This is a genomic window from Streptomyces sp. NBC_00237 (assembly GCF_026342435.1).
Lineage (GTDB): Bacteria > Actinomycetota > Actinomycetes > Streptomycetales > Streptomycetaceae > Streptomyces.
On sequence record NZ_JAPEMT010000002.1, the window covers coordinates 333,059 to 358,657 of the forward strand.

Genomic DNA, 25,599 nt, shown 5'->3' on the forward strand with positions numbered 1-25,599 from the left:
CGCACTGCCGGTGTCTCCACCAGTTGCTCCGCACCACTCACCGCAACCTGGAGGCCCTTTTGTCTGCCTACTCTCACGCACAGCCGCAGAGCGCGTCGCTGACCTGCACCGCCCTCTCTTTCGCCTGGCCCGACGGCACCCCTGTCCTCGACGACTTCCAGATCGCGATCGGCCCCGGCCGCACCGGCCTCATCGGCGTCAACGGTTCGGGCAAGTCCACCCTGCTCAAGCTGCTCGCCGGGGAGCTCGCGCCGACCGGCGGCAAGGTCAGGGTCGCGGGCAGCATCGGCTACCTGCCGCAGAACCTCGTCCTCGACACCGGTCTCCGGGTCGACGAGGCCCTGGAGATCGCGGCGAAGCGGGCCGCGCTGCACGCCATCGAAGCGGGTGACGCCGGCGAGGCGAACTTCGAGGCGATCGGCGACGACTGGGACGTCGAGGAGCGCGCCCTCGCCACGCTCGACGGACTCGGCCTCGGTCACATCGGGCTCGACCGCACCATCGGGGAGGTGTCGGGCGGCGAGTCCGTACTGCTGCGGCTGGCGGCCCTGCTGTTGCGCCGCCCCGACGTCCTGCTCCTCGACGAGCCGACGAACAACCTCGACCTGTACGCCAGGCAGCGGCTGTACGACGCCGTGTCCGCGTGGTCGGGCGTCCTCGTCGTGGTCAGCCACGACCGGGAACTGCTGGAGCGCGTCGACCAGATCGCCGATCTGCGCGACGGCGAGGTCCGCTGGTACGGGGGGACCTTCTCGGAGTACGAGGAGGCGCTCGCCGTGGAGCAGGAGGCGGCGGAGCGCATGGTGCGGGTCGCCGAGGCCGATGTGCAGAAGCAGAAGCGGGAACTGGCCGAGGCGCAGGTGAAGTTGGCCAAGCGCAAGAAGTACGGCCAGAAGATGTACGAGCAGAAGCGTGAGCCGAAGATCGTGATGGGGCTGCGCAAGAGGGCCGCCCAGGAGTCTGCGGGCAAGCACAAGATCATGCACACCGAGAGGCTGAAGGAGGCGCGGGAACGGCTGGGCGAGGCGGAGGAGTTGGTGCGCGAGGACGCCGAGATCCGGATCGAGCTGCCGTACACGACGGTTCATCCGGGGCGTGGCGTGCTGCTCGTGCGGGATCTGGAGATGCCGTACGGGGCGCGCCTGGACGGCGAGTTCGAGCTGCGGGGACCCGAGCGGGTCGCGCTGACCGGGCGCAACGGGGCGGGCAAGACGACCCTGTTGCGGACGATTGCCGGGCAGTTGGAGCCGGTGGCGGGCGAGGTCGGGGCGTTGGTCCCGACCCGTTTCCTGCCGCAGCGGCTCGACGTGCTGGACGACTCGCTGAGCGTCGCGCAGAACGTGGCGCTGCTCGCGCCCGGTGCGACCAACAACCTGATCAGGGCACGCCTCGCGCGCTTCCTCTTCAAGGGCGCGAAGGCGGACCAGGCGGTCGGGACGCTGTCGGGCGGAGAGCGGTTCCGGGCCACCCTCGCCGCGCTGCTGCTGGCCGATCCAGCGCCGCAGTTGCTGATGCTGGACGAGCCGACGAACAACCTGGACATGGCGAGCGTGCGGCAGTTGACCGAGGCACTGCGGGCGTACGAGGGCGCGCTGATCGTGGCGAGCCACGACGAGCCGTTCCTGGTGTCGATCGGGATCACCCGGCGGCTGCGTCTGGGGGCGGAGCCGGAGGGCGAGGCCGAGGCCGAGGGGGAAGGGGAGGCCGCTGTGGAGGAGTGATGCGGTGAAGGAGTGATGCGGTGGCGGGCCCCCGCGCACGGGCTCCCACCGCGTTGTCAGTGGCGGCGCGTACGGTCGGGACATGGTTGATCAGAACCTTTCCGTGCCGGGACACGGACCCGCAGACGATCGTGGCCCTCGCCAACGAAATCCTGTCGCGGACGGGGAAACGGATACGGGCGTATACCCGACAGAAGGTGTCCGGTATACCTCCTAGCGTCGATGGCATGGCATCGAACATCACGGTGACGGGCGCGCGGGAGAACAACCTCCGGGACGTCTCCCTCACGCTCCCCAAAGGAAAGATCGTCGTCTTCACCGGCGTCTCCGGCTCCGGCAAGTCCTCCGTCGTCTTCGACACGATCGCGGTCGAGTCGCAGCGCCAGCTGAACGAGACCTTCACCTGGTTCGTCCGCAACCGGCTGCCGAAGTACGAGCGGCCGCTCGTGGACGCGATCGACGACCTGTCGGTGGCGATCGTCGTCGACCAGAAGCCGATCGGCGGCAACGTCCGCTCGACCGTCGGCACGATGACCGACATCTACTCCATCATCCGCGTCCTGTTCTCCCGTTACGGCGTCCCGAGCGCGGGCCCGGCGACGGCGTACTCCTTCAACGACCCCAGTGGCATGTGCACGACCTGCGACGGCATCGGCAAGACCGTGCGCCTCGACCTGGACAGGGCGATCGACTGGTCGAAGTCGCTCAACGAGGGCGCACTGCGGGTGCCCGGATCCTCGGTGGGCAGCTGGCAGTGGAAGCTCTACGCGCACAACGACTTCTTCGATCCCGACAAGCCGCTGTGCGCGTACGGGCCCGAGGAGCGGAAGCGGCTGCTGTACGGGGCGCGGGGCGCGGACGGCACCAAGGTGTCCGTGCGGATGAAGTCCGGCACGGTCGAGTTGGACTCCGAGGGGCTGGTGAACCGATTCGAGCGGCTCTTCCTGAAGCGGGACACGGGGTCGCTGTCCGCCACGTCCCGTGCGGCGGCGGACGAGTTGACGACCGAAGGCGTGTGCGGGGCGTGCGGCGGAGCACGGCTGAACGAGGCGGCGCTGAAGTCCCGTATCGACGGGTCGTCGATACGGGACTACGCCTCGATGGAGGTCGCGGACCTGGTGGAGGTGCTGGCCCGGATCGACGACCCGGTGGCGGCCCCGATCGCCTCGGCGGCGCGGGAAAGGCTGGAGCGGCTGGTGGGGATCGGGCTCGGCTATCTGAGCCTGGACCGGGAGACCACGACCCTCTCCGGAGGTGAAGGCCAACGCCTCAAGATGGTGCGGCACTTGGGCAGTTCACTGACCGGGCTCACCTACATCTTCGACGAGCCGAGCGTGGGCCTGCACCCGCGCGACGTGGGGCGGCTGAACGACCTGCTGCGGCGGCTGCGCGACAAGGGCAACACGGTGCTGGTCGTCGAACACGACCCGGACGTGATGGCCGTCGCCGATCACGTCGTGGACATCGGACCGGGAGCGGGCGTCGACGGCGGACTGGTGGTCTTCGAGGGGCCGGTGGCGGAACTGCGGAAGGCGGACACCCTGACCGGGCGATGCCTGCGGAGGCGCACCCCGCTCAAGGAGTCGTTCCGCTCGCCCACCGGGTGGCTCCGGGTCACCGGGGCCGATCTCCACAACCTCAAGGGCGTCGACACCGCGTTCCCGACCGGGGTGCTGACCGTGGTGACGGGTGTGGCCGGGTCGGGCAAGTCGACGCTGGTGTCGCAGGTGTTCACGGCCGCGCATCCGGAGGCGATCGTCATCGACCAGGGTGCGATCGGGGTGTCGTCCCGCTCCACTCCGGCGACGTACGTCGGCATCATGGACACGATCCGCAAGCTCTTCGCGAAGGAGAACGGGGTGAGCGCCGCGCTCTTCTCCTTCAACTCCAGCGGTGCGTGCGGGAATTGCTCGGGCCGGGGCGTCCTGCACACCGACCTCGCCTTCATGGACCCGGTGACGACGGTGTGTCCGGAGTGCGAGGGGCGGCGGTTCGAGGGCGAGGTGCTGGGACATCGGCTGGGTGGCATGTCGATCGTCGATGTGCTGGAGATGCCGGTGGACCGGGCGCGGGTCTTCTTCGAAGAGCCTTCGGTGGTACGGAGGTTGGACACGCTGCACGAGGTCGGGCTCGGATATCTCGCGCTGGGCCAGCCGCTCAGCTCGCTGTCGGGCGGTGAGCGGCAGCGCATCAAGCTGGCGACGCAGTTGCACCGCACGGGCAGCGTGTACGTGCTGGACGAACCGACGACCGGGTTGCACATGGCGGACGTCGACACTCTGGTCAACCTGCTGGACCGGCTGGTCGATGCGGGGAACTCGGTCATCTGCGTCGAACACAACCTGGACGTGGTGAAACGGGCGGACTGGGTGATCGACCTGGGCCCGGACGGCGGGAAGCACGGCGGCGAGATCGTCTTCGAGGGGACTCCCGCCGATCTGATGGCACATCAAGGGTCTTTCACAGCAGTGCACTTGGCGCTCAATACGGAATGCGAGTCGAGGTAGATTCCGGCGCGCAGTACCTGCCGAAGGCGGGTCGAGGTGCGGGGGCGGAGCCCCGGCCGCCCACCCAGGGCGATACGTTCGAGCGGCTCGCAAGAAGATCTCACCCCAGCATCGGAGCCGCCCCGTGCCCAGTAAGAAGGCCCTCGTCCGCCGCCCCAGCCCCCACCTCGCCGACGGACTCGTGACCCACGTCGAACGCCAGCCGGTCGACGTCGAGTTGGCGCTCCAGCAATGGGAAGCCTACGCAGCCGCACTGCGTGCGCACGGCTGGGAGACCATCGAGGTACCGGAGGCCGACGACTGCCCGGACGGCGTCTTCGTCGAGGACTCCGTGGTGATGTTCCGCAACGTCGCCCTGATCGGACGGTCCGGAGCCGAGTCCCGTCGCCCCGAGACCCCCGCCGTGGAGAAGATCCTCGCCGAACGCCTGGGCTGCTCGACAAACCGCGTCCGCACACCCGGAACCCTCGACGGCGGCGACATCCTGAAAGTCGGCGACACCGTGTACGTGGGCCGTGGCGGACGGACCAACGCGGAGGGGGTCCGCCAGCTGCGCGCCGCGTTCGAGCCCCTCGGTGCACAGGTGGTCGCCGTACCGGTGAGCCGGGTGCTGCACCTGAAGTCCGCAGTGACGGCCCTGCCGGACGGGACGGTGGTGGGCTACGAGCCCCTGGTGGACAGCACGGCGGCGTTCCCGCGCTTCCTGGCCGTTCCGGAGGAAGCCGGGGCGCATGTGGTCGTGCTGGACGGGAACTCGGTGTTGATGGCGGCAAGCGCCCCCAAGTCGGCCGAACTGTTCGCGGACCTCGGCTTCACACCCGTACCCGTGGACATCAGCGAGTTCGAAAAGCTGGAGGGATGCGTGACTTGTCTCTCGGTACTCCTCCGTGACCTGCACACATAACGGTGCGTAGGGGTACGCGTCGGACGGGGACTTGGCTCAGCGCTCACGCCGCGCTTAACCTACGGTCTCGTAACCTACGAAGCCGTAGGTAACCGCTCCCGTCCCCACCCCCCTGGAGTACCCGTGACGATCACCTCTCCCCACCTCGGCAGCTCGGAGGCGTGGACCGACGCCAAGCTGCTGTTCGCGCTGGAAGAGGTGGTGGAAAAGGAACTCAACCGCCACCTGAAGGTCACCAAGGACTGGATGCCCCACGAGTACGTGCCGTGGAGCGACGGCCGGAACTTCCCCGGGTTCTTCGAGGACGGGGAGAAGTGGGAGCCCGAGCAGTCCAAGGTCACCGAGATCGGCAAGATCGCGCTGGTCGTGAACCTGCTGACCGAGGACAACCTCCCCAGCTACCACCACGAGATCGCTTCCCTCTTCGGCCGGGACGGCGCCTGGGGCACCTGGGTGCACCGCTGGACCGCCGAGGAGGGCAGGCACGGCATCGTGATGCGCGACTACCTGCTCGCTTCGCGGGCCGTCGACCCGGACAAGCTGGAGCAGTTCCGGATGGCGCACATGAGCGAGGGCTTCGAGTCGGACAACCGGCACTCGATGCTCCACTCGGTGGCGTACGTCGCCTTCCAGGAGCTGGCGACCCGGATCTCGCACCGGAACACCGGGCACCAGTCCGGTGACCCTGTGTGCGACCGGATGCTGTCGCGGATCGCGACCGACGAGAACCTGCACATGGTCTTCTACCGCAACCTCCTCGGGGCGGCCTTCCAGCTGGCCCCTGACCTGACGATGCAGGCCGTGCGGGACGTCGTGGTGAACTTCCGGATGCCCGGACACGGGATGCCCGGCTTCGAGCGGGCGGCCGCGCAGATGGCGATCGGCGGGGTCTACAACATCCGGATCCACCACGACGACGTGATCCAGCCGGTGCTGCGGTTCCTGAAGGTGCTGGACATCGACGGGCTCGGGGCGGAGGGGCTCAAGGCGCAGGAGGAGCTCGGGCTGTACATGGACGGGCTGGACTCGGAGGCGACGAAGTTCGACGAGAAGCTGGCCGCCAGGCTGGCGCGGAGGGCCGCGCGGGGGCTGTAGGGCTCCCTCTTCCGAGGCGGACCTTTTGCCCGGCGCGGCGGTGCCGGGGCCGGGCGGGGCCGCTCCGGGGTGGGCCCGGAGCAAGGGCGGCCGCGTGGGCGGAGTCCGGGGCTGCGAGTCCGTGCGCGGTACGGAGGGCGTGCCGCGCACGTAACGATCCGGGTCACTGAGGCGGGCGGCCATCCCGTCCGCTTCCCGCCCCGCCGGGGCGGCGACGACCGCCAGTCCCCCTCTCGTACGGGCCGCGCCCGGACAGCTCGTCGAGCACCGGCCCAAGCTTCCCCCTGGCGGACAACTTCCCTGCCCGGAGCGCGAGTTGACGCAGGCGTTCGGGGTGCGGAAGTGTGTCCAAGGCGGCGCAGAGCCTGTCGGTCCTGTGCCGTACGGTGAAGGGCATGGGGCGGTCGTGCCTGCCGTGAGCGGTGCGGCCCAGCGAATTCCCGGCGGGTGACGGGGGCGGGCGAGGGGGATCTCCTCGCGAGAGCGCCGCCCGCGCCACGTAATCTGTCGGGCGTGAAACCTCTCACCCGTCTAGTCCTCATCGGTGCCCCGGCCGCCATCGTCGCCACGGCCGTGTTCGGCGGCAGCCCCAAGGGGGACGACCCGATCTACGTCGACCCGTGGACGACCGAAACCACCGCCGACGACCCGAAGCCCGACGAGGCCAAGAAGCCCAAGACCGACCAGGAGCTGATAGCCAAGCTGCCTCCGGGTCTCGCCGCCCCCGCCCTCAAGGAGCGGGCCGCGCAGATCGTCTCCAGCGCGGAGAACTCGACGCTGAACTGGCGCGGCCAGTACGCGAACATCCGCGACGTCAAGGACGGCAACGGCTACACGGCCGGTGTGGTGGGCTTCACATCCGGCACGCACGACATGCTGCAGCTGATCCTGGACTACACCAAGACCCACCCGAAGAACCCGCTCGCCTCCTACATCCCCGCGCTCCAGGAAGTCGACGGGACCGCCTCGCACGAGGGCCTGGACCCCGGCTTCACCAGGGCCTGGCAGCAGGCGGCGAAGGAGACCGACTTCATCAAGGCCCAGGACGACGCCCGCGACAAGTACTACTTCAAGCCCGCGGTCGACCTGGCGAAGATGGACGGTCTGGGCACGCTCGGCCAGTTCATCTACTACGACGCGATGGTCCTGCACGGCCCCGGCATCGACAAGCGCGGCTTCTACGGCATCCGCGAGTCGGCGCGCGCGAAGGTCAAGGCACCGTCCGAGCTGGGCGGCAAGGACAGCAAGGACGACAAGGCGTCGAAGCTGAAGGCGGAGAAGGCGTACCTGAACGCGTTCCTGGACGAGACGCGCGAAGTGCTCCGGACGAAGAAGACGCTCAACGACACGTCCCGGATCGACACGGCTCAGCGGGTGTTCCTGAAGGACGGGAACATGGACCTGAAGCTGCCGCTGAAGTGGAAGATGTACGAGGAAGACTTCAGCATCGAACACTGACGGGGGAGGCCGGTCGTGTTCCCGCACCGTGACGGCGGCTTCGAGATGGAGTTCCTGGTGTCCCTGGCCGAACCCGGACACCGGGAGCCAGTCGCGAGGCGCGTCCGGGAGCAACTGGCCGACAACCCCGTCACGCGTCTGCCCTGGGGCACCCGGACGGACGTGCACGCCTCCGCCTGGATATGGACGCTCCAGGAGGACGATCCCGAGCTCAACGCGATCGTCTACCGGTCCGGCGGCGCGAGTGCCGTCCTGCGCGACGAGATCAGGCGCGGGCTGCCCTTCGGCAAGGCGCGGGGCCCGCTGCACGTCCTGGACGAGGTGCGGAGCGACCGGGACCTGCGGCCGGAGGAGCTGCGGTTCGCCGATCCGGCCGGGCTGGAGGCCGCGCTCCGGGCCGTGACCACCATGAAGGCGGCGAAGAAGGTCGCCTGCCGGGTCGGCCGGGAGGACTGGGGCACCGTCGTGCGGGCCGACCGGAACGCCCCGTTCCCCGGCTATGCCCGGTGGGCACTGGCCATCCGCCCCGACTGCCCGGACTGGGCGCGCGCGGGCTTCGACACCGTCCCCGGCTTCACCCGGCGGATGCGCCGGGCCGGGATCTTCGACAGCCCCCTCGACCTGCTCCGCCACGGACGGTGGGCGCGCAACGCGCTGCACGTCCTGCACAACGGTGTCGTGCACTTCCCCTCCCGCCCGGAGGCCAGGGCTCCGCTGCGGCAACTGGTGCGCGAGGAGCTGGGTGCGAACCTGAACTCCTGGGCGTGGATGGCCTATCTGCTGCCTCGGTGGACCGGAACCGTGCCGGACCTCTTCGACGCCGTACGGCGCGAGTCGACCGGACGGTGAACGCCCGGGACACGACCGGCCGGTTCACCAGTCCGCCGCCCGGTAGTCCTTGAGGAAGACCCCCGCCACCGGGTCGCCCGCCTCGCCGCGCACGATCGGGTCGTACACGCGGGCCGCCCCGTCGACGATGTCCAGCGGGGTGCGGAAACCGCGGGCGGCGGAGCGCGCCTTGAGGGGCGCCGGGTTCTCGTCGGTGATCCACCCGGTGTCGACGCTGCACATGTGGACGCCCTGGGCGGCGAGTTCCTCGGCGCTGGTGCGGGTGAGCATGTTGAGGGCGGCCTTGGCCATGTTGGTGTGCGGGTGGCCGCCGGTCTTCTTCCGTACGGCGAACCGCCCTTCCACGGCAGTCACGTTGATCACGTACCGGCGCGGTCGGGGCGAGGCCAGCAGCAGCGGCAGCAGGCGGTCGCAGAGCAGGGCGGGCGCGAGGGCGTTGACGAGCTGGGTCTCCAGGAGTTCGGCGGGGTCGAGGCCGCCGAGCCGGGCGGACCACGAGTTGGCGGGCGAGACGTCGGGCAGCAGCCCGGCCTCGTCGAGTCCTGCCGCTTCGGCCTCTTCCGGGAGTACGAGGGCCAACGCACCGCGTGCCGGGTCGAGTTCGGCACCCATCGGAGCGAAGCCGGGGGCCTTCAACGTCGCCCCGCCCGGCAGCGCGCCGCGCTCTCCCGCCATCAGCGGGGCGTACGAGGAAGCGGGGCGGCGGATCGTCTGGGCGGCGTTGTTGACGAGGATGTCCAGCGGCTCGCCGCTCTCCCTCAACTCATCGCACAGTCCCAGCACTTGGCGGGGGTCACGCAGGTCGACGGCGGCCACGGTCAGCCGGTCGAGCCACTTCGCGCTCCCCTCGGCGGCCCGGAAACGGCGCCACGTGTCGTGCGGGAAGCGGGAGGTGACGATCAGTTCGGCGCCGTCGCGGAGCATCATCAGGGCGAGCTGGAAACCGATCTTGACCCGGCCGCCGGTGAGCAGGACGCGACGCCCGGAGAGGTCGGTGGTCAGGGCGCGGCGGGCGGTGTTGTCGGCCGCGCAGTCCGGGCAGAGCGCGTGGTAGAAGGCGTCGACCTGCCGGTAGGGCTGCTTGCAGACGTAGCAGCGCCGGGGCCGTACGAAGCTGCCGGGCGACGCGGCCGCGGTCCCGCGCGGGACGAGCGGTGCGTCCTCCCGCCGGTCGAGGGCCCCGGTCGCGGCCCGCGCGACGGTGGCGGCATCGGCCTGCCGGGCGGCCTCCCTGCGGACCTTGCGCCGATGGTGCCGCCCCTCGCGGACGAACGTACCGGCGACCCGCTCGGTGCGCAGCCGGACGGGGTCGTCGGCGGACAGGGCCCGCAGCTTGGCGATCGTACGGTCGAAAGCGGCCAGCTCGGCATCGGACAGCGCCACCGAACCGCTCGCTCTCGGCCCGCCCGGTGACAGCGCCACCGAACCGCTCGTTGCCGTCGGCCCGTCCGGTGGCCCCGTCAGCTCGTCACTGTGCATGCGCGCGTACTCCCCCCGTGCAGGTACGCCCCCGTGCAGACGCGCCCTTGGTGCATGTTCCCCGTACGACGTGGGGGCCGTCACCCGAGTTATCCGGCTGCCCCGCCCCTCGCACAGAACTCGCACAGAAGTGGGCGGCGGCCCCGGCCGGATTCGAACCGGCGTGTCCCGGCCGAGGGCCGAGCGCGCCTGCCTCTGCGCTACGAGACCGCCAGGCCGCCCCCGAAGGCCGGATTCGAACCGGCGTCTCTCACCTGTCAGATGAGCGCGCCTGCCCCTGCGCTACGTTCCGGAACGGCCGTGGGTGATCCTAACGGGCCTGGCGGGCGTCCTCGCGCAGCAGTTCGGCCGCCTTCTCGGCAAGGGCGACGGTCGGCGCGTGGGTGTGCCCCCGGGTGATGTTCGGCATCACTGAAGCGTCGACGACCCGCAGCCCGTCCACCCCTCTGACCCGCAGCCTCGGATCGGTGACCGACTGCGCGTCGCGGCCCATCCGGCACGTGCCGGTGGGGTGGTAGAGGGTTTCCAGGGAGCCGCGCAGGGCTGCGGTGAGTTCCGCGTCGTCGACGACGCCGGGGTAGTGACCCATGGGCCCGCTGGTGTACGGGGCGAGGGCCCGCCCCGCGAAGAGGCTCTCGGCGTGCCGGACACCGGCGACGATGCGGCGCAGGTCGGTGCCGCCGGGGTCGGTCAGATAGCCGGGGTCGATGCGCGGCGGAACGTCGGGGTCGGGCCCGCCGAGGGTGAGGCGGCCGGCGCTGGCGGGCTGGAGGAGGACGACGCCGATGGTGAGGCCGTGTTCGGTCGGCGCGGTGAGCCCGTGTCCGATGAACGGCACGGGGGCGAAGATCAGTTCCAGGTCGGGGGCGTCGAGTCCGGGCCCGCTGCGGACGAAGGCGACGGCTTCGGCGACGTTGGAGGTGAGCGGTCCGCGTCCCGCGAGGAGATAGCGGGCCAGGTTGGCGGGGGTGTCGGCGCCGGTGAGGGTGATCGGGTCGGGGCAGCGCAGGGTGACGGCGGTGGAGAGGTGGTCCTGGAGGTGGCGGCCCACCTCGGGCGACACGACGCGCACCTCGATGCCAAGAGCCCCCAGCTCGTCGGGGTCACCGATGCCGGAGTGCAGAAGAAGGTACGGGGACCCGATCGCACCGGCACTGAGCACCACCTCGCGGCGCGCGGCGAGAATCCGGGTGCCGGGCACCCCGTCGACCTCGACGCCGACGACGCGGCGGGAGCCCGGGGCGAACCGGAGCCGCCGCACCCGGGCCCCGGTGAGAACGTCGAGGTTGGGGCGGCGGCGGGCGGGCCTCAGATATCCGTCGGCGGCGCTCCACCGGCTGCCGCGCCGCTGGTTGAGGGGGGTGACGGCGAAACCGCTGTGGTCGGGGCCGTTCAGCTCGGGCAGTTCCCGGAGCCCTTCCTCGCGGCAGGCGTCCAGGAAGGCGGCGGTGAGGGGGCTCGGATCGCGGGGCGGCGAGATGAACAGCGGCCCTTCGGTGCCGTACCCGCTGTGCGCTGGGGCCTCTCCCGTCCACCGCTCGGCGCGCCGGAAGTACCGTACGAAGTCGTCGTAACCCCACTCGTGGCCCGCCGCCTCGCCCCACGCGTCGTAGTCGTCGCGGTGGCCGCGCACCCACATCATGGCGTTCATGGAGGAGCTGCCGCCCAGCATGTGCCCACGCGGCCAGTACAGTTCGCGCCCGTCGAGGGCCTCCTGCCTGGTGGTGCTGAAGTCCCAGTCGTACGACGTCTTGAACAGCTGGGGGAAGGCCGCGGGTATCCGGATCTCCGGCTTGCCTCGGCGGTCGGGGCCGCCGGACTCGATCAGCGCGACGCGCACGGTGGGGTCCTCGGAGAGCCGGGCGGCGAGCACGCAGCCAGCCGATCCGGCGCCGACGACGAGGTAGTCGTACGCGTGCGGGGTACCTGGCCCCTGCGCGGGGGCGAGCTTGCGGCGGCTCAACGCGGCTCCCTGGTAAGGCGGTTGCGGACTGCTCGACGGACTTCCGCCGTGCCGGTCGTGCGGGTGGTGCGGTCGTGCCGGTGCCCCAGCATGACCGTCCGCGCGCCGTGTTACCAGTGGGTACTCGCAGCTACTCGGCGGGAGGTTCAGCTGCGGGCGCGGCGCAGCGTGTACCGCTCCTTCTCGGAGAGTCCGCCCCAGACGCCGAAGCGCTCGTCGTGGGTGAGGGCGTACTCCAGGCAGGCGGCGCGCATGTCGCAGGCGCCGCAGAGCTGCTTGGCCTCGCGGGTGGAGCTTCCGGGCTCCGGGAAGAAGAACTCCGGTCCGGTCTGGGCGCACAGCGCGCTCTCCCGCCAGGAGGGCTCGGAGTCGGTGGGGAGAATGACGTTGATCGGCATGCGGCACACGCTGCCCGGTTTCGATCAACATTCGATGAACGCGCCATCAACGTGCGGCATGCGGGGCTCCGGCACCCAGTGTCGTACAAGTTCCTCCCCCAGCCTCACCTTTGCCCGACACGCGGAGACACACGGAGACACGCAGACACACGAGGGGGCACAGGGACACACGGACAGGTTCGGGTTCGCTCCGTCTGGGGAGGTGGCAGGAATCGGGGCCGACTGCCGCGAGGCGCAAGGAACAAGGAGCACCGCATATGACCGATTTCGTCGTGATGGGCGGCGGCATCGCCGGGCTGGGCACCGCACTGATGCTGACCCGCCGGGGCCACACCGTCACCCTCTTCGAGAAGGACGCCCGCGCGCCGGGCGGCGACCTCGACGCCGACTTCTTCGACTGGCCGCGCGCCAGGACCGTCCCGCAGGCGGTCCAGCCGCACACGCTGCTCGGCGCGTCGCGGGCCGTACTGATCGAGGAACTGCCCGACGTGTACGAGGAGTTGCTGCGCCTCGGCGCGAGCGAGTACCACGAGATGGGCGGGTACGAGAAGCCCCCGGAGCCCGTCCCCGGCGACGCGAACCTGGTGATGCTCCAGCCCCGGCGGATCCTGCTGGAGACCGTCCTGTACGACGCGCTGCGCGCGGAGCCGGGAGCGGTGCTGCGTTACGGGGAGCAGGTGTCGGGCCTGCTGTTCGGCCCGCCCGAGGCCGACGGGACCCCCCGGGTGACGGGCGTACGGACGGCCGCCGGGGAGTACCGGGCGGACGTGGTCGTCGACACGGCCGGGCGGCGCGGCGGCACGGCCGCCTGGCTCACGGAGGCGGGCGGCCGGCCGCCGGTGGTGGAGAACCACCGCACGGGGGTGGCCTACTACTGCCGCTGGTACCGGCTGGCGGAGGGCGTGGCACCAGGACCGCAGGGCCCGTCGGCCGTCAACGGGAGCTCCTTCGGCGGGTGCGCGGTGTTCCCCGCCGACAACCGCGTGTTCGGCGTCCTGCTCTTCCTGCACACGGACGACCCGACGCGGGCGGCGCTGACCGACCCGGAGGTGTTCGAGGCGGCGGCGGGGGTCTTTCCTGCGGCGGCTGCGTGGCAGGCACTCGACTCCGAACCGCTGTCGGGGGTCCTGCCCATGGCGGGGCTGGAGAACCGGTGGTGCGCGCTGGTCGACGAGGAGGGCCCGGTCGTGACGGGCCTGCTGGGGGTCGGCGACAGCTTCACGCACACCAACCCGACGATGGCGCAGGGGATTTCGCTGGCGCTGTGGGCGGGGCAGTGGGTGGCGCGGCACGCGTCGTCGCCGGGCGCCGAGGCGGGGAGCGCCGCGTTCACCGCCGCGTACCACGCGTGGGCGCTGGGGGCGCTTCGGCCGTGGTTCGACGTACAGGTGGAGACGGACACGGCGCTCGGCCGTCGGTACGCGGAGCGGATCGCGGGCCCTCCGACGGGCTTCGCGCGGCAGCGGGCGGCGATGGTGGCGTGCGGGCGGACCGATCCGGTGGTGGGGCGGGCGCGGGCACGGGTGCGGCACCTGCTGGAGTTGCCGGGGAAGGCGTACGGGGGTGAGGAGGTGCGGCGGCGGTTGTCGGAGTGGCTGGCGGAGAATCCCGGGTGGGAGCCGGGGGTGGAGGGGCCGGAGAGGGAGGAGTGGGAGAAGGTGATTGAGGGGCGGTAGGGGACGGCCGCGCCGCAGGTGGGCTCGGATGCTCAGGGGCGTGGAGTACGGGTGCTCAGCCCCCGGAGCCGGGGGTGGGAGAGCCGCTCAGGACCTCCGCGAGGTCGTAGGACACCGGCTCCTCCAGTTGTGCGTACGTACAGCCGGAGGGGTCGCGGTCCGGCCGCCACCGCCGGAACTGCACCGTATGCCTAAACCGCGTCCCCTGCATGTGGTCGTAGGCGACTTCCACCACGCGCGACGGTTCGAGCGCCACCCACCCCTGGTCCTTGCCCCCGTTCCACCGGTTCTGGCTCCCGGGCAGCCGCCGCGTCTCGTGGGCCGACTGGTCCTCCCAGTCCGCCCACGGATGTGCGGCCCCCTCCGCCAGCCGCAGGGGCTCCAGCTCCGCCACCAGTTCCTGGCGCCGCTGCATCGTGAACGCCGACGCCGCCCCCACGTGCTGGAGCACGCCCTCCTCGTCGTACAGCCCGAGCAGCAGCGACCCCACCACGGGGCCCGCCGTCTTGTGCAGCCGGTACCCGGCCACCACGCAGTCCGCCGTACGCTCGTGCTTGATCTTGTACATGAGGCGCGCGTCCGGCCGGTACGGCATCGTCAGCGGCTTCGCCATAACCCCGTCGAGACCCGCCCCCTCGAAGCGCTCGAACCACACCCGGGCCGTCTCGACGTCCGTGGTCGCGGGTGCCAGGTGCACGGGCGGGGCGGCCCCCTCCATCACCTCCACCAGCGCGGCGCGCCGCTGCTCCAGGGGTACGTCGAAGAGCGCGAGGTCCTCCAGGGCGAGCAGGTCGAAGGCGACGAAGCTCGCGGGGGTGCGCTCGGCCAGCAGTGTGATGCGGGAGTCCGCCGGGTGGATGCGGTCGGAGAGCCGCTCGAAGTCCAGTCGCCCGTCCTGGGCGATCACGATCTCCCCGTCGACGACACAGCGCGCCGGGAGGTTGGCGAGGAGGGCGGCGGCCAGCTCCGGGAAGTAGCGGGTCAGGGGCTTTCCCGTACGGCTGCCGATGACCAGGGCGTCGCCGTCGCGGTGCACGATCGCCCGGAAGCCGTCCCACTTGGCCTCGTACTGCATGCCCGGCGGGATCTTCTTGACCGCCTTGGCCAGCATGGGCTTGACCGGGGGCATGACCGGCAGATTCATCCCGTTCGGAGCATCGGAGACCATGGACCCAACCCTGCCCGATACCCCGATATGCGGCATTTGGAGGCTCGGCCTACCGTGGCGCACATGGGCAAAGCGGGCGAGGCGATCGAGCTGGATGCGGGTGGGCGGACGGTGCGGCTGTCCAGCCCCGACAAGGTCTACTTTCCGGCGCGCGGCCACACGAAGGCGGATGTGGCCCGCTACTACCTGGCCGTCGCCCCCGGGATCCTGCGCGCGCTGCGCGAACGGCCCACGACCTTGGAGCGCTTCCCGGACGGCGTCGAGGGCGAGTCCTTCTACCAGAAGCACGCCCCGAAGAACGTCCCCGACTGGCTGCCCACCGCCACCGTCACCTTCCCCAGCGGGCGCACCGCCGACGAGATCTGCCCCACCGAGGCGGCGGCCGTCCTGTGGGCGGCGAACCTCGGCACGCTGACCTTCCACCCCTGGGCGGTGCGCCGCACCCACCTCGACCACCCCGACGAACTGCGCATCGACCTGGACCCGCAGCCCGGCACGGACTTCTCCGACACGGTACGGGCGGCGCACGAGCTGCGTGCGGTGCTGGGCGAGCACGGGTTGCGCGGCTGGCCGAAGACGTCGGGCGGGCGGGGGCTGCACGTGTTCGTGCCGATCGAACCGCGCTGGGACTTCACGACGGTACGACGCGCGGCGATCGCGGTGGGCCGCGAACTGGAACGCCGCATGCCGGACCGCGTCACGACGGCGTGGTGGAAGGAGGAACGCGGAGAACGCGTCTTCGTCGACTTCAACCAGACCGCCCGCGACCGCACGATGGCCTCCGCGTACTCGATCCGCCCGCAGCCGCACGCTCCGGTGTCGGCGCCGCTGCGCTGGGCGGAGCTGGACGAGGTGCGCCCCGAGGACTTCGACATCACCACGATGCCGCCGCGCTTCGCCGAACTCGGCGACGTACACGCGGACTTGGACGACCACGCGTTCGTACTGGATTCACTCCTGGAGATGGCGGAGCGGGACGAGCGGGACCGGGGCCTCGGCGATCTGCCGTACCCGCCCGACTACCCGAAGATGCCGGGCGAGCCGAAGCGGGTCGCGCCGAGTCGTGCGCGGCACGAGGAGCGGGGAGAGGGATGAGCAGCGAAGTACCCGAGGCGGACGAGTCCGGAACCACGGCCGACACCAAGGCCGACACCGAGGCCGACGCCAACACCGGACCCGCGCCCGAGCGGCACGGGGCGCACGGCCGGGTGCGGACCGGGGCGGAGCGGTGGGAGGCGTTCAAGAAGGGGCCGTTCCTGCCCGCGACCGTCCTGGTGTTCATCCTGGCCGCGGCGGCGGGGCTGTTCGCGGGCTCGTACACGTACACGATGGCGAATCCCACTCCGCACCACATTCCGGCGGCGGTCGTCGGCGATCCGGCGACGCCGCAGTTGAGGTTGTTCGTGGCGGGGATGGACAAGGCGCTGCCGGGTTCGCTGAAGGTGACGCCGTACGCGACGGACGCGGCGGCCCGGGAGGCGGTGGAAGAACAGCGCGAGTTCGCGGTGCTGCGGGCGGACGGCCGGAAGGTGGAGCTCGACGTGTCGGGCGCTTCGGGTGCCTCGGTGGCGCAGTTGCTCGGGGAGGCCGGGGCGAAGGTGGGCCGGGCCGCCGGGATCGACGTCGAGGTGAAGGACGTCAAGCCCTTGCAGAAGGGTGACCCGCGAGGTCTCGCGCTCTTCTACATCTCACTCGCCGCGGTGATCATCGGCTTCGTCGGAGCGATCCAACTGAGCGTGCACGCGCGGGGGTTGAACCCGGCCGAGCGGATCGGCTTCCATGTCGCCTACTCCCTGCTCGGGGCGTTCGCGATCGCGGCGGTGGTGGACTGGTGGCTGGGGGCCCTCGATCTCCCCTTCGTCGAATCGTGGTTGATTCTGGCGCTGACGATGTTCACGTCGGGGATGGTCTTCACGATGTTCAACACGTTGATGGGGCGGTGGGCGATGCTCCCGACGTGGGGGCTGATGGTGCTGCTGGGCAACCCGTCGTCGGGCGGGGCGGTGTCATGGCCACTCCTGCCGTCCGCGCTCGGCCACATCGGGCGGTGGCTGCCGCCGGGGGCTTCGGTGAACGCGCAGCACACGGCGGTGTACTTCCAGGGGCATCAGCATGTGTTGCCGTACGCGGTGCTGGTGGGGTGGGCGGTGGTGTCGTGCACGGTCTTCTGGGTGTGGCGGCACCGGCATCCGGGCGGACGGGAGCGGTCGGCGGCCCACGCGGGCTAGCTCGGCGGGGGCTGCATCGCTTGTGCGGCTGCTCCCTGCTCGCTGGGGCTTGCGTGCACGTGCCCCTTCAGGGGCGCGGGGCTGTGTCACTGTGCGGCTCTGCCGCGCGGGCGCTCCCGGCTCCGCTGGGGCTTGCCTGGACGTGCCCCGTTAGGGGCGCGGGGAACTGCGCGACCAGCCACGACACGCCCGCACGTGTGCGGGACAGCCGCGCGGCAAGCGCTCTAGGTGAAGGGGCGGGGAGGGGCAGCCCGCCGCAGGCGCACCCGGGCGCGGCGCACCCATAAGGCGAGGTAACAGCGGACGGCACCGGGGTGGGCCCGGAGCGGAGGGGGCCGCCCCCTTGCCCGCCCGTCCCGCCCCCGGGGGGCGGCCCCGCCGCCCAAGGGGACGAGGCAAGGCGGAGCCCAAGGGGGCGAGGCGGGGGCGGAGCCCAAGGGGGCGGAGCCCAAGGGGACTAGGGAGGCGGAGCCCAAGGGGACTAGGGAGGCGGAGGGCGGAGCCCGAGGGGGCGAGGCGGGCGGAGCCCGAGGGGGCTAGGCGGAAGCGGAGGGGCGAGGGCAGCGCGCAGGGAGGCTTGAGGGAAGGGGGCCGAGGGAGGGGGCCCTAGTCCACCTGGATCGTGCATGCGCTCCGCGCGTCCGAGCTCGACCCCACGTACAGATCAACCCTCCCCGCCTCCACCACGAACCGCCCGTCCACCGCGTTCGTCCAGAACCCCAGATCCTCCGCCCCCAGCACGAAACGCACGACCTTCGCCTCGCCCACCCCCAGAGCCACCCGCTCGAACCCCCGCAGCCTCCGCACCGGTTGCACCAGCGACGCCACCGGGTCGTGCACGTACAGCTGCACGACTTCGTCCCCCGCCACCTCTCCCACGTTCCGCACGGAGACCTCCACCTCGAACGTCTCGCCCCGCCTCAGCTCCCCCGCCCCGATCCGCGCCACGCTCGCCTTCGGCGTGCCGATCTCGAAGGTCGTGTAGCTCAGCCCGTACCCGAAGGGGAACTGCGGGGTCCGCTCGACGTCCGAGTACCCCGTGACATACGTGTTCCCGGGAGACTTCGGATCGTACGGCCGCCCCGTGTTCTCGTGGTTGTAGTGCACGGGAACCTGCCCGACGTTCCTCGGGAACGACGCCGGAAGCTTCCCACCCGGATTCACCTTCCCGTACAGGACATCGGCGATCGCATGGCCGCCCTCGATCCCCGGATGCCACGCCTCCAGTACCGCCGAAGCGGACTCCACCCAGTTCCCGACCGTCAGTGGCCGCCCGTTCAGCAGCACGACCACGAACGGGATCCCCGTCGCCGCCACCGCCTCGATCAGCTCCTCCTGATCCCCCGGCAGCCCCAGATCGCTGCGCGACGCCGCCTCCCCACTCAGCTTCGCCCCCTCCCCCACCACCACGACAACCACATCGGCCGCCTTGGTCGCCCCCACCCCGTACGTGACGCGCGCACCCCGCCCAGCACCATCACGCATCCCGTGCAGCACCGTCACCGGCGGGAACTTCTCCCCGCCCGGCCCGGCCCAAGTCCCCTGCATATCGCGGGAGTCGGCGAACGGCCCGACCACCGCGACCGCCTTCCCGGGACCGATGGGGAGCACCTCGCCCTCGTTCTTCAGTAGCACCATGGACCGCGCCGCGACCTCCCGGGCGGCCTTGCGCGTCTGGGGCGTCGGCCCGGGAACGGCCTCCGCCTCCTCCACGTACGGCTGCGCGAACAGCCCGAGCGCGTACTTGAGCCGCAGAACACGCGCCACGGCGTCGTCGAGCCGGTCCTCCTTGATCCGCCCGGAGGCGAGCAACTCCGCACCGTGGTCCGCGAGATGCGTCGAGACCATCTCCATGTCGACGCCCGCGGTGAGCGCGATCCGGCCCGCGTCCGCGCCGTCGGCGGCGAACCCGTGCGGCAGAAGCTCCCCCACGCCGTTCCAGTCGCTCACCACCACCCCGTCGAACTCCCAGTCCTCCTTGAGGATTTCGGTGAGGGTGTGCGAGTTGGCGTGCGCGGGGATGCCGCTGAGAGTGTTGAAGGACGCCATGACGGTGGCGCAGCCCGCGTCGAGGGCGGCCTTGAAGGGCGGGAGGTAGAGGTTGCGCAGCCGGGACTCCGACACGTCGACGGTGTTGTAGTCACGCCCGCCCTCGGCACCCCCGTACGCCACGAAGTGCTTGGCGCAGGCGGCCACGCGGTCCTTCGCAGCCAGATCGCCACCCTGATACCCCCGCGTCTTGGCCGCCGCGAACGCCGACGTCAGGCAGGGGTCCTCGCCGCAGCTCTCGGCGATGCGGCCCCAGCGGGGCTCGTGGGTGACGTCCATCATCGGGGAGAACGTCCAGTGGATGCCGTTGGAGCGGGCCTCCTTCGCCGACACCTCGCCGTCGACGCGCGCGACCTCAGGGTCGAAGCTGGCGGCCTGGGCGAGCGGGATCGGGAAGGTGGTCCAGAAGCCGTGGATGACGTCGAGACCGAAGACCAGCGGGATGCCGAGCCGGGACTCCTCGACAGCGATCCTCTGTAGTGCGTTGCTGTGCCGCGCACCGAAGATGTTGAGTACGGACCCCAACTCGCCTTTCCTGGCGGCCTGTTCGGCAGAAGCCGTCTGGCTTCCGCCCGGCCCCGTGGCTCCGGTCCAGGCGAGCTGCTGAAGCTGCCCCAGCTTCTCCGCGACGGTCATCCTCCCGACCAGCGCCCGGATCTCCGCCTCGGGCCCGCCCGCCGCTCCGTCAGCGGTCTCGGCCGCAGCCGGGTCCGCCGCCGGGTCCGCAGCCGCCGTGGCCGCCGCCCCGCTGCCGGTCATCGCCGCGAGGAAGGTCCGACGCCCCACGCCACCGTCACCCATGTCTTCACCTTTTGAATGAGTCGAGCCCGCTGCCTGCCACGGAAGCTCCAGGTAATCACAACGGAAGCCCCGGGCCAGCGCACCCGGCTCACACGGCGGCGAGCAACGCATCCAGCGGGCGCGGTACGCGGTCCAGGTCGAGGGCGTCGACCATGGCCCGCGCGTAGCTCTCCTTGCGCCCGGCGGTGGTGCCCATGAACCTGCGCAGTTGTTGCAGGGTGGTGCGCGGCCGCTGAGCGGGCTGGTTGCGGAAGGTGCGCAGCGACCTCAAGTCCCCTTGTGCGGCGGCGACTTCCTCGACACCCTGGCAGCCGAGGGCGCGGATGAGTTCGTCTTCCAGGTCGGCGTCGCAGACGTAGAAGCCGAGGCGCTCCAGTTCCTCGTACGAACCCGGGCTGCCGAGGCCCGCACGCTCCAGGGCGCGCCGGAAGAAGCCGGTCTCGGCCGCGTCGCACAGCCCGCAGAGCCTGAGGCCCAGCCCCTGCGGACCGAGCAGGACGAGGAAGCGGCCGATGCTGGTGGCCCCGCCGAGCGGCACGACGCACACACCCTCCGCGTCGAGGTCCCGGCCCCGTCGGACGGCGAGCGCCTCCAGGGCTGCGCGGTCGCTGATGCCTTCGACGAGGACGACGGTGCGCGGACCGTGCGTACGGGCGAGTTCCCTGGCGATGTCGGCGGCGGCGTCCGCGCCGGGCCCACCGGCCGCCCAGGCGACGGTCGCCGCCCGGAACCGGCCCGACTCGTGCGCGTAATGCCTGTCGTCCACCTGGTTCTCGTCCACCGGCTCAGTGTCGCAGGCACGTCAACGGCGTTACGGAGCCGCACGATCCTGCGGAAGGGCGCCTCCTCATCCCTGCGGCCCGTCGCGGTGTGCGCGCTGGTGCTGCTCCTGCTGCCGTCGTACTGCTGCCGTCGTACGCCGACGAGGACGACCGCTGGACCGCCGCCCTCCGGTACGCCCTGCCCCTGAACGCCTGGCAGCACCTGGGACTCGCCCCCGCGGAGCACCGCACGCCCCGCCCCCGGAGGGGCCCGTCCCCTCCGGCCGCCGGAACCGGGCCGCGTACCGCCGCAGGACTCGGGTACGTACCGCTGCACGCGTCGGGGCCGTACCACCGCACATACCAGCCCCTCCCCCGGCCTCACCTGACCGGTCCGCCCCCGCGTGCACGGACGGCCCACCGGTGTGAACGTGCGAGGGTGACACCTGCCAGCGAGAACGCCAGCGCATCCGCACCCGCGGCGCAGTCCGCCGTGCAGTCCGCCGTGCAGCCGTCCGAGCCCGTGCCGCCCGTCCTCGACGGGCGCAGACGGAACATCGTCTTCGGCACGATCATGCTCGGCGTGCTGCTCGCGGCCCTCGACCAGACGATCGTCGGCACGGCCCTGCCGACGATCGTCTCGGACCTCGGCGGCGCGGCCCACATGTCGTGGGTGGTCACGGCGTACCTGCTCGCGGAGACGGTCGCGACCGTCCTGGTCGGCAAGTTCGGCGATCTCTTCGGCCGGAAGGTCGTCTTCCAGATCTCGGCGATCGTCTTCATCACGGGCTCGTTCCTGTGCGGCCTGGCGACCGACATGACCCTGCTCATCGCGTGGCGCGCGGTGCAGGGCATCGGTGCGGGCGGCCTGATGGTGACGGCGATGGCGCTGATCGCGGACGTGATCCCGCTGCGGGAGCGCGGCAAGTACCAGGGTGCGATCGGCGCGGTCTTCGGCGTCTCGACGGTCGTCGGCCCACTCCTCGGCGGCCTCTTCACGGACCACATGTCCTGGCGCTGGGCCTTCTACGTGAACGTTCCGATCGCCATCCTGGTGGTGATCGCGGCAGCCCGTACGATCCCCTCCGTCAGATCGGCGAGCAAGCCCCGCATCGACTACCTGGGCATCGCTCTCGTCGCGATCGGCTCCAGCGCACTCGTCCTGGCGACGAGCTGGGGCGGCAACGAGTACGCGTGGGGCTCGGCCGCCATCATCGGCCTGTTCGTCGGCGGCATCGTCGCACTCGCCCTCTTCTGCGTCGTGGAAACGCGAGCCGCAGAACCCATGCTCCCGATGCGCCTCTTCTCGAACCCCGTCTTCACCGTCTGCTCGATCCTCAGCTTCATCGTCGGCTTCGCGATGCTCGGCGCGATGACGTTCCTCCCCACCTACCTCCAGTACGTGGACGGAGACTCGGCCACCGTCTCGGGCGTCCGTACGCTCCCCATGGTGATCGGCCTGCTCATCGCGTCGATCTTCAGCGGCAACGTGGTCAGCAAGACAGGCACGTACCGGATCTTCCCGATCATCGGCTCGGCGGTGATGGGCCTGGGCCTCTACCTGCTCTCCCTCATGGGCCCGGCCACCAGCACCTGGCTCGAATCCCTCTACATGTTCGTACTGGGCGTCGGCATCGGCCTCTGCATGCAGGTCCTCACCATCGCGGTCCAGAACACCGTCGACTACGCGGACCTGGGCACCGCCACCTCCGGCGTCACCTTCTTCCGTACGCTCGGCAGCTCGTTCGGCGCGGCGGTCTTCGGCACGATCTACGCGAACTCGCTCAAGCCGAACCTCACGGAGGGCGTCACGGCGGCGGTCCGCCTCGCCCCCGCCGGAACCGACCCGAACTCCATCGCGCAGGCCGCCCAGAACCCACAGACCCTGCACACACTCCCGGCGGCGCAGGTCGCGCCGATCGCGGAGGCGTACGCGGAGTCCCTGAGCACGGTGTTCCTGTGGACCGTCCCGGTAGCGATCCTCGGCTTCCTCATCTCTCTCTTCCTCAAACAAGTAGAGCTTCGGGACACCTCCCGGGCAGCCTCCACCGACCTGGGCGAGGGCTTCGCCCAGCCGTCCCCGAGCGGCGCGGGCGGCTCCTCCCAGGCCCTGGAACTGGCGGTCGCGCGCATCGTCCACACGAAGGGCGCGCTGACGGCCCGCCAGGTCGTCGCCGACTCCAACACACGACTGGACATCGCGGGCGCGTGGGCGGTGATGCAGGTCGACCTCTTCACCCGCATGGTCGGCCACGCCACACTCGGCCTCATCTCCGGCCGCCGCAACGTCCCCCCGGAGGTCCTGCTCCCGGTCTTCGACCGCATGGTCGACGAGGGCTACCTGACGCGCGACGGCAACTTCCTCTCCCACACCCCGGCAGGCGAACGCGAGGCGCAGGTCATCGCCGGGGCATGGTCGGACTGGCTCGCCGACCAACTGGAAAAGGACGCGGGCCGCCCCCGCAGCGCGGAACTCAAGGCCGCCTCCGACCGCATCGCCAAACGCCTCCTCGCCGAAGACCTCGCCCAGACCCTCCCGGCCCCGGAACGGGAGACCGCGTCGCCCAGGTAGATCCCATCAGGGGCGCGGGGCTGTTCCGACGTGCGGCTCCGCCGCGCGGGCGCGACCACGACAGGACCGCCCCGCCAGGGGCGCGGGGAACTGCGCACCCAGCCACGACGCACCCGCACGTCAAACCAGCCGCGCGGCGAGCGCTTTAGGGAAAGGGCGGAGAGGGGAGATCCCCCGCCGAAGGCGGCCTGAACCCCAGCCACCACCAACGCCGAGCCAGCCTCAAGCGACGACGGCCGCACCTCGGGAAGGCCCGGCGAGGGAAGCCCAGCCCCGTGCAGCGGCCTACCCCACCCCCGCCGGAAGCTCCCTTCACGCCGCCACCCTCACCCCCCTCGGCAACGTCAAGTAGTACCGCTCCAACGACTCCTCACCCCCACCCTCGTCCTCGTACCGATTGCTCACCTTCCCCAGGGGACTCCGCACCATCCCGTCCGCCATCCGCACCCCGACCCACTGCCGGAAGTACCCCCGCTGCCCGGCATCCAGATCAACCCACTCCGCCCCGGCATTCCGCACGAGCACCTCCCCCACGTACGCCCCGAGCCCAAACAGATTCCGGGCGATAGCCCCCTCCTCGGCCTCACCACTCCTCAAGTCATCAACCAGAAAGTCCACGACCCGCAAACTCTTCACAGAGAAATCCAACGGCAACCGCTGCCCCACGGTCACCCGTTCCACAAATCCCTGGGCAATGTGCCGCATGTCCTCGGCTCTCGGAACCCGCTTCTGCTGTCCGTCACCGGCCACGGCTCCCACCCCTCCCTCTCAAATCGCCAAGGGGAGCGCACTGGACCCTCCCCACCTACTCACCCAAGCGGAATCACCCCCCACAACCGTCACATGATCTCCCCGTGGCCCTTCTCACGCCCCCAATCACCGCACCCCGTACAACCCTTCACCACACTCATTCGTCTACGCCGACAAATACCCACCGCTTTCAACGAGTTGACGGCGAAAACGCTCTTGATCAACCAATCCCATTGAACGCGCCGAATTCCCCGCATGCCCTTTATCTCCCTCCTACATACAAAATGACCCCCGGCACAAGCCGAAGGCCAACCTCACTCCCCCACCCACCTCACCCAGCCCCACGCCCACTCCCACACCCCACCTGCTCGGCCAACCCCCGCAGCCCCCGCGCCGCCGCCATCCGCACGGCCCCCGGCTGCTTCCCCAGCACTCGCCCCGCCTCAGGACTCCCCAACCCCACCAGCACCCGCAACAACACAGCCTCCCCCTGATCCGGTGGAAGCGCTCCCACCATTCGCATGACACACGCGGTCGCCAACGCGTCCATCACCACCTCGGCCGCATCCCTCACGACAGGCCCGCCCCCACACCCGTACGACTCCCACTCCACCGGAACGGCCACCTGCCTCGGCCGACTCCGCACCCACCGCAGATAATCCACGGCCCGATTCCGGGCCACAGCCCGCACCCACCCCCGAAACGCATCCCCATCCCCCCTGAACTCCCTCACATCCCGGCTCACTTGCAGCCAAGCCTCGGCAGCGACGTCCTCCGCCTCCTCCCCCACCAACGTCCGCACGTACCGCAACACTCCCGGCTGCACGATCCGATACGCGACGGCGAAACACACCTCGTCCCCCCGCCGAGCCCCTTCAACGGCCCGCGTCAGCTCCCCACCCTCCACTTCCGCACCCACACCCAGGACTCTCCCACTGCCGGACACACGTTCCTCTTCACCTCGGCTGACACGGCGCATCCGTGCCCCTGTACGCAGCGGAGACCAGCCCTCACAGCAAACTCACAGCCCCCACGGCGGCCAAACCATTACCACAGCCACCTCCCCCACCGCCTCCGCCGACCGATTCCCGGCAAACCAAGAGAACCACCCACACCCACCCAGACCCACCCAGACCCGCCCCCGACGTCTACCGCAGGAGATCCCCCGCGCACGCAAGAATGCTCCGACCCGAACCCGGGCCGGAGCATCTCGTCGCCGT

Annotated in this window: 18 protein-coding genes and 2 tRNA genes; 10 read left to right on the forward strand and 10 right to left on the reverse strand. The window is 70.8% G+C overall.

Translation table 11 applies throughout. The features are described from left to right. Positions 1–98 precede the first annotated feature (98 nt). From OG897_RS15850 to OG897_RS15875, 6 genes are all read left to right on the forward strand, one after another. On the forward strand, positions 99–1,721 hold the full coding sequence (locus OG897_RS15850; protein WP_266660204.1) for an ABC-F family ATP-binding cassette domain-containing protein: 1,623 nt from the start codon (positions 99–101) through the stop codon (positions 1,719–1,721). Positions 1,722–1,948: 227 nt separating this feature from the next. Continuing rightward, positions 1,949–4,228, forward strand: a complete 2,280-nt coding sequence (locus OG897_RS15855) for an excinuclease ABC subunit UvrA (protein ID WP_266657309.1) — start codon at positions 1,949–1,951, stop codon at positions 4,226–4,228. 124 nt (positions 4,229–4,352) lie between these two features. Next, the gene (gene ddaH / locus OG897_RS15860) at positions 4,353–5,132 is read left to right on the forward strand and encodes a dimethylargininase (protein WP_266657311.1); all 780 of its coding nucleotides are present in this window, start codon (positions 4,353–4,355) and stop codon (positions 5,130–5,132) included. A 123-nt stretch (positions 5,133–5,255) separates the two neighbouring features. Beyond that, positions 5,256–6,227: an acyl-ACP desaturase gene (locus OG897_RS15865; RefSeq protein WP_266657313.1), complete on the forward strand. Its 972-nt coding sequence runs from the start codon at positions 5,256–5,258 to the stop codon at positions 6,225–6,227. Between the two features lie 513 nt (positions 6,228–6,740). After that, positions 6,741–7,685, forward strand: a complete 945-nt coding sequence (locus OG897_RS15870) for a chitosanase (protein ID WP_266657315.1) — start codon at positions 6,741–6,743, stop codon at positions 7,683–7,685. A 15-nt stretch (positions 7,686–7,700) separates the two neighbouring features. Beyond that, on the forward strand, positions 7,701–8,534 hold the full coding sequence (locus tag OG897_RS15875) for a hypothetical protein (protein WP_266657317.1): 834 nt from the start codon (positions 7,701–7,703) through the stop codon (positions 8,532–8,534). A gap of 24 nt (positions 8,535–8,558) precedes the next feature. On the opposite strand, the gene OG897_RS15880 is transcribed toward OG897_RS15875, so the two are convergent. The 5 genes from OG897_RS15880 to OG897_RS15900 form a co-directional block, all read right to left on the reverse strand. Continuing rightward, on the reverse strand, positions 8,559–10,013 hold the full coding sequence (locus tag OG897_RS15880) for an SDR family NAD(P)-dependent oxidoreductase (protein ID WP_266657319.1): 1,455 nt from the start codon (positions 10,011–10,013) through the stop codon (positions 8,559–8,561). Between the two features lie 138 nt (positions 10,014–10,151). Further along, positions 10,152–10,223, reverse strand: a tRNA-Glu gene (locus OG897_RS15885). Between the two features lie 10 nt (positions 10,224–10,233). After that, a tRNA-Val gene (locus OG897_RS15890) sits at positions 10,234–10,306 on the reverse strand. 17 nt (positions 10,307–10,323) lie between these two features. Then, positions 10,324–11,976 carry a GMC family oxidoreductase gene (locus OG897_RS15895; protein WP_266657321.1) on the reverse strand — a complete coding sequence of 551 codons (1,653 nt, stop codon included), beginning with the start codon at positions 11,974–11,976 and terminating at the stop codon, positions 10,324–10,326. A gap of 146 nt (positions 11,977–12,122) precedes the next feature. Then, positions 12,123–12,374: a WhiB family transcriptional regulator gene (locus OG897_RS15900; protein ID WP_266657322.1), complete on the reverse strand. Its 252-nt coding sequence runs from the start codon at positions 12,372–12,374 to the stop codon at positions 12,123–12,125. Positions 12,375–12,631: 257 nt separating this feature from the next. Here OG897_RS15900 and OG897_RS15905 point away from each other — a divergent pair, with 257 nt between their 5' ends. Further along, positions 12,632–14,050 (forward strand): NAD(P)/FAD-dependent oxidoreductase, encoded by a 1,419-nt coding sequence (locus OG897_RS15905; protein ID WP_266657323.1) that lies wholly within the window; start codon positions 12,632–12,634, stop codon positions 14,048–14,050. Between the two features lie 55 nt (positions 14,051–14,105). On the opposite strand, the gene OG897_RS15910 is transcribed toward OG897_RS15905, so the two are convergent. Then, a complete protein-coding gene (locus tag OG897_RS15910; RefSeq protein ID WP_266660206.1) occupies positions 14,106–15,194 on the reverse strand; it encodes an ATP-dependent DNA ligase in 1,089 nt (362 codons plus the stop codon). A gap of 87 nt (positions 15,195–15,281) precedes the next feature. Here OG897_RS15910 and ligD point away from each other — a divergent pair, with 87 nt between their 5' ends. After that, a complete protein-coding gene (gene ligD, locus OG897_RS15915) occupies positions 15,282–16,313 on the forward strand; it encodes a non-homologous end-joining DNA ligase (RefSeq protein ID WP_266657324.1) in 1,032 nt (343 codons plus the stop codon). Continuing rightward, the gene (locus OG897_RS15920) at positions 16,310–17,446 is read left to right on the forward strand and encodes an ABC transporter permease (protein ID WP_266657325.1); all 1,137 of its coding nucleotides are present in this window, start codon (positions 16,310–16,312) and stop codon (positions 17,444–17,446) included. The genes ligD and OG897_RS15920 overlap by 4 nt, the downstream gene beginning before the upstream one ends. A 606-nt stretch (positions 17,447–18,052) precedes the next feature. On the opposite strand, the gene OG897_RS15925 is transcribed toward OG897_RS15920, so the two are convergent. Together OG897_RS15925 and OG897_RS15930 are read right to left on the reverse strand one after the other, a co-directional pair. Then, the gene (locus tag OG897_RS15925) at positions 18,053–20,296 is read right to left on the reverse strand and encodes a glycoside hydrolase family 3 N-terminal domain-containing protein (protein WP_266657326.1); all 2,244 of its coding nucleotides are present in this window, start codon (positions 20,294–20,296) and stop codon (positions 18,053–18,055) included. Between the two features lie 88 nt (positions 20,297–20,384). Next, entirely contained in the window at positions 20,385–21,077 is a 693-nt protein-coding gene (locus OG897_RS15930) for an ATP-dependent endonuclease (protein ID WP_266657328.1), read from the reverse strand. A 473-nt stretch (positions 21,078–21,550) separates the two neighbouring features. Between OG897_RS15930 and OG897_RS15935 the strand changes: the two genes are divergently transcribed. Further along, positions 21,551–23,629 (forward strand): MDR family MFS transporter, encoded by a 2,079-nt coding sequence (locus OG897_RS15935; RefSeq protein WP_266660208.1) that lies wholly within the window; start codon positions 21,551–21,553, stop codon positions 23,627–23,629. A gap of 312 nt (positions 23,630–23,941) precedes the next feature. On the opposite strand, the gene OG897_RS15940 is transcribed toward OG897_RS15935, so the two are convergent. Together OG897_RS15940 and OG897_RS15945 are read right to left on the reverse strand one after the other, a co-directional pair. Next, complete coding sequence (locus OG897_RS15940) at positions 23,942–24,379, reverse strand: hypothetical protein (RefSeq protein ID WP_323188077.1); 438 nt, start codon at positions 24,377–24,379, stop codon at positions 23,942–23,944. Positions 24,380–24,710: 331 nt separating this feature from the next. Next, entirely contained in the window at positions 24,711–25,358 is a 648-nt protein-coding gene (locus OG897_RS15945; RefSeq protein ID WP_266657330.1) for an RNA polymerase sigma factor, read from the reverse strand. Positions 25,359–25,599: the final 241 nt, after the last annotated feature.

Excerpts from the sequence above, each read along its gene's own strand:
- OG897_RS15855 (WP_266657309.1), top strand. The coding sequence starts at position 1,949 with ATGGCATCGAACATCACGGTGACGGGCGCGCGGGAGAACAACCTCCGG.
- OG897_RS15900 (WP_266657322.1), bottom strand. The coding sequence starts at position 12,374 with ATGCCGATCAACGTCATTCTCCCCACCGACTCCGAGCCCTCCTGGCGG.
- OG897_RS15925 (WP_266657326.1), bottom strand. The coding sequence starts at position 20,296 with ATGGGTGACGGTGGCGTGGGGCGTCGGACCTTCCTCGCGGCGATGACC.
- OG897_RS15920 (WP_266657325.1), top strand. The coding sequence starts at position 16,310 with ATGAGCAGCGAAGTACCCGAGGCGGACGAGTCCGGAACCACGGCCGAC.
- OG897_RS15880 (WP_266657319.1), bottom strand. The coding sequence starts at position 10,013 with ATGCACAGTGACGAGCTGACGGGGCCACCGGACGGGCCGACGGCAACG.
- OG897_RS15945 (WP_266657330.1), bottom strand. The coding sequence starts at position 25,358 with ATGCGCCGTGTCAGCCGAGGTGAAGAGGAACGTGTGTCCGGCAGTGGG.
- OG897_RS15905 (WP_266657323.1), top strand. The coding sequence starts at position 12,632 with ATGACCGATTTCGTCGTGATGGGCGGCGGCATCGCCGGGCTGGGCACC.
- ligD (WP_266657324.1), top strand. The coding sequence starts at position 15,282 with ATGGGCAAAGCGGGCGAGGCGATCGAGCTGGATGCGGGTGGGCGGACG.
- OG897_RS15910 (WP_266660206.1), bottom strand. The coding sequence starts at position 15,194 with ATGAATCTGCCGGTCATGCCCCCGGTCAAGCCCATGCTGGCCAAGGCG.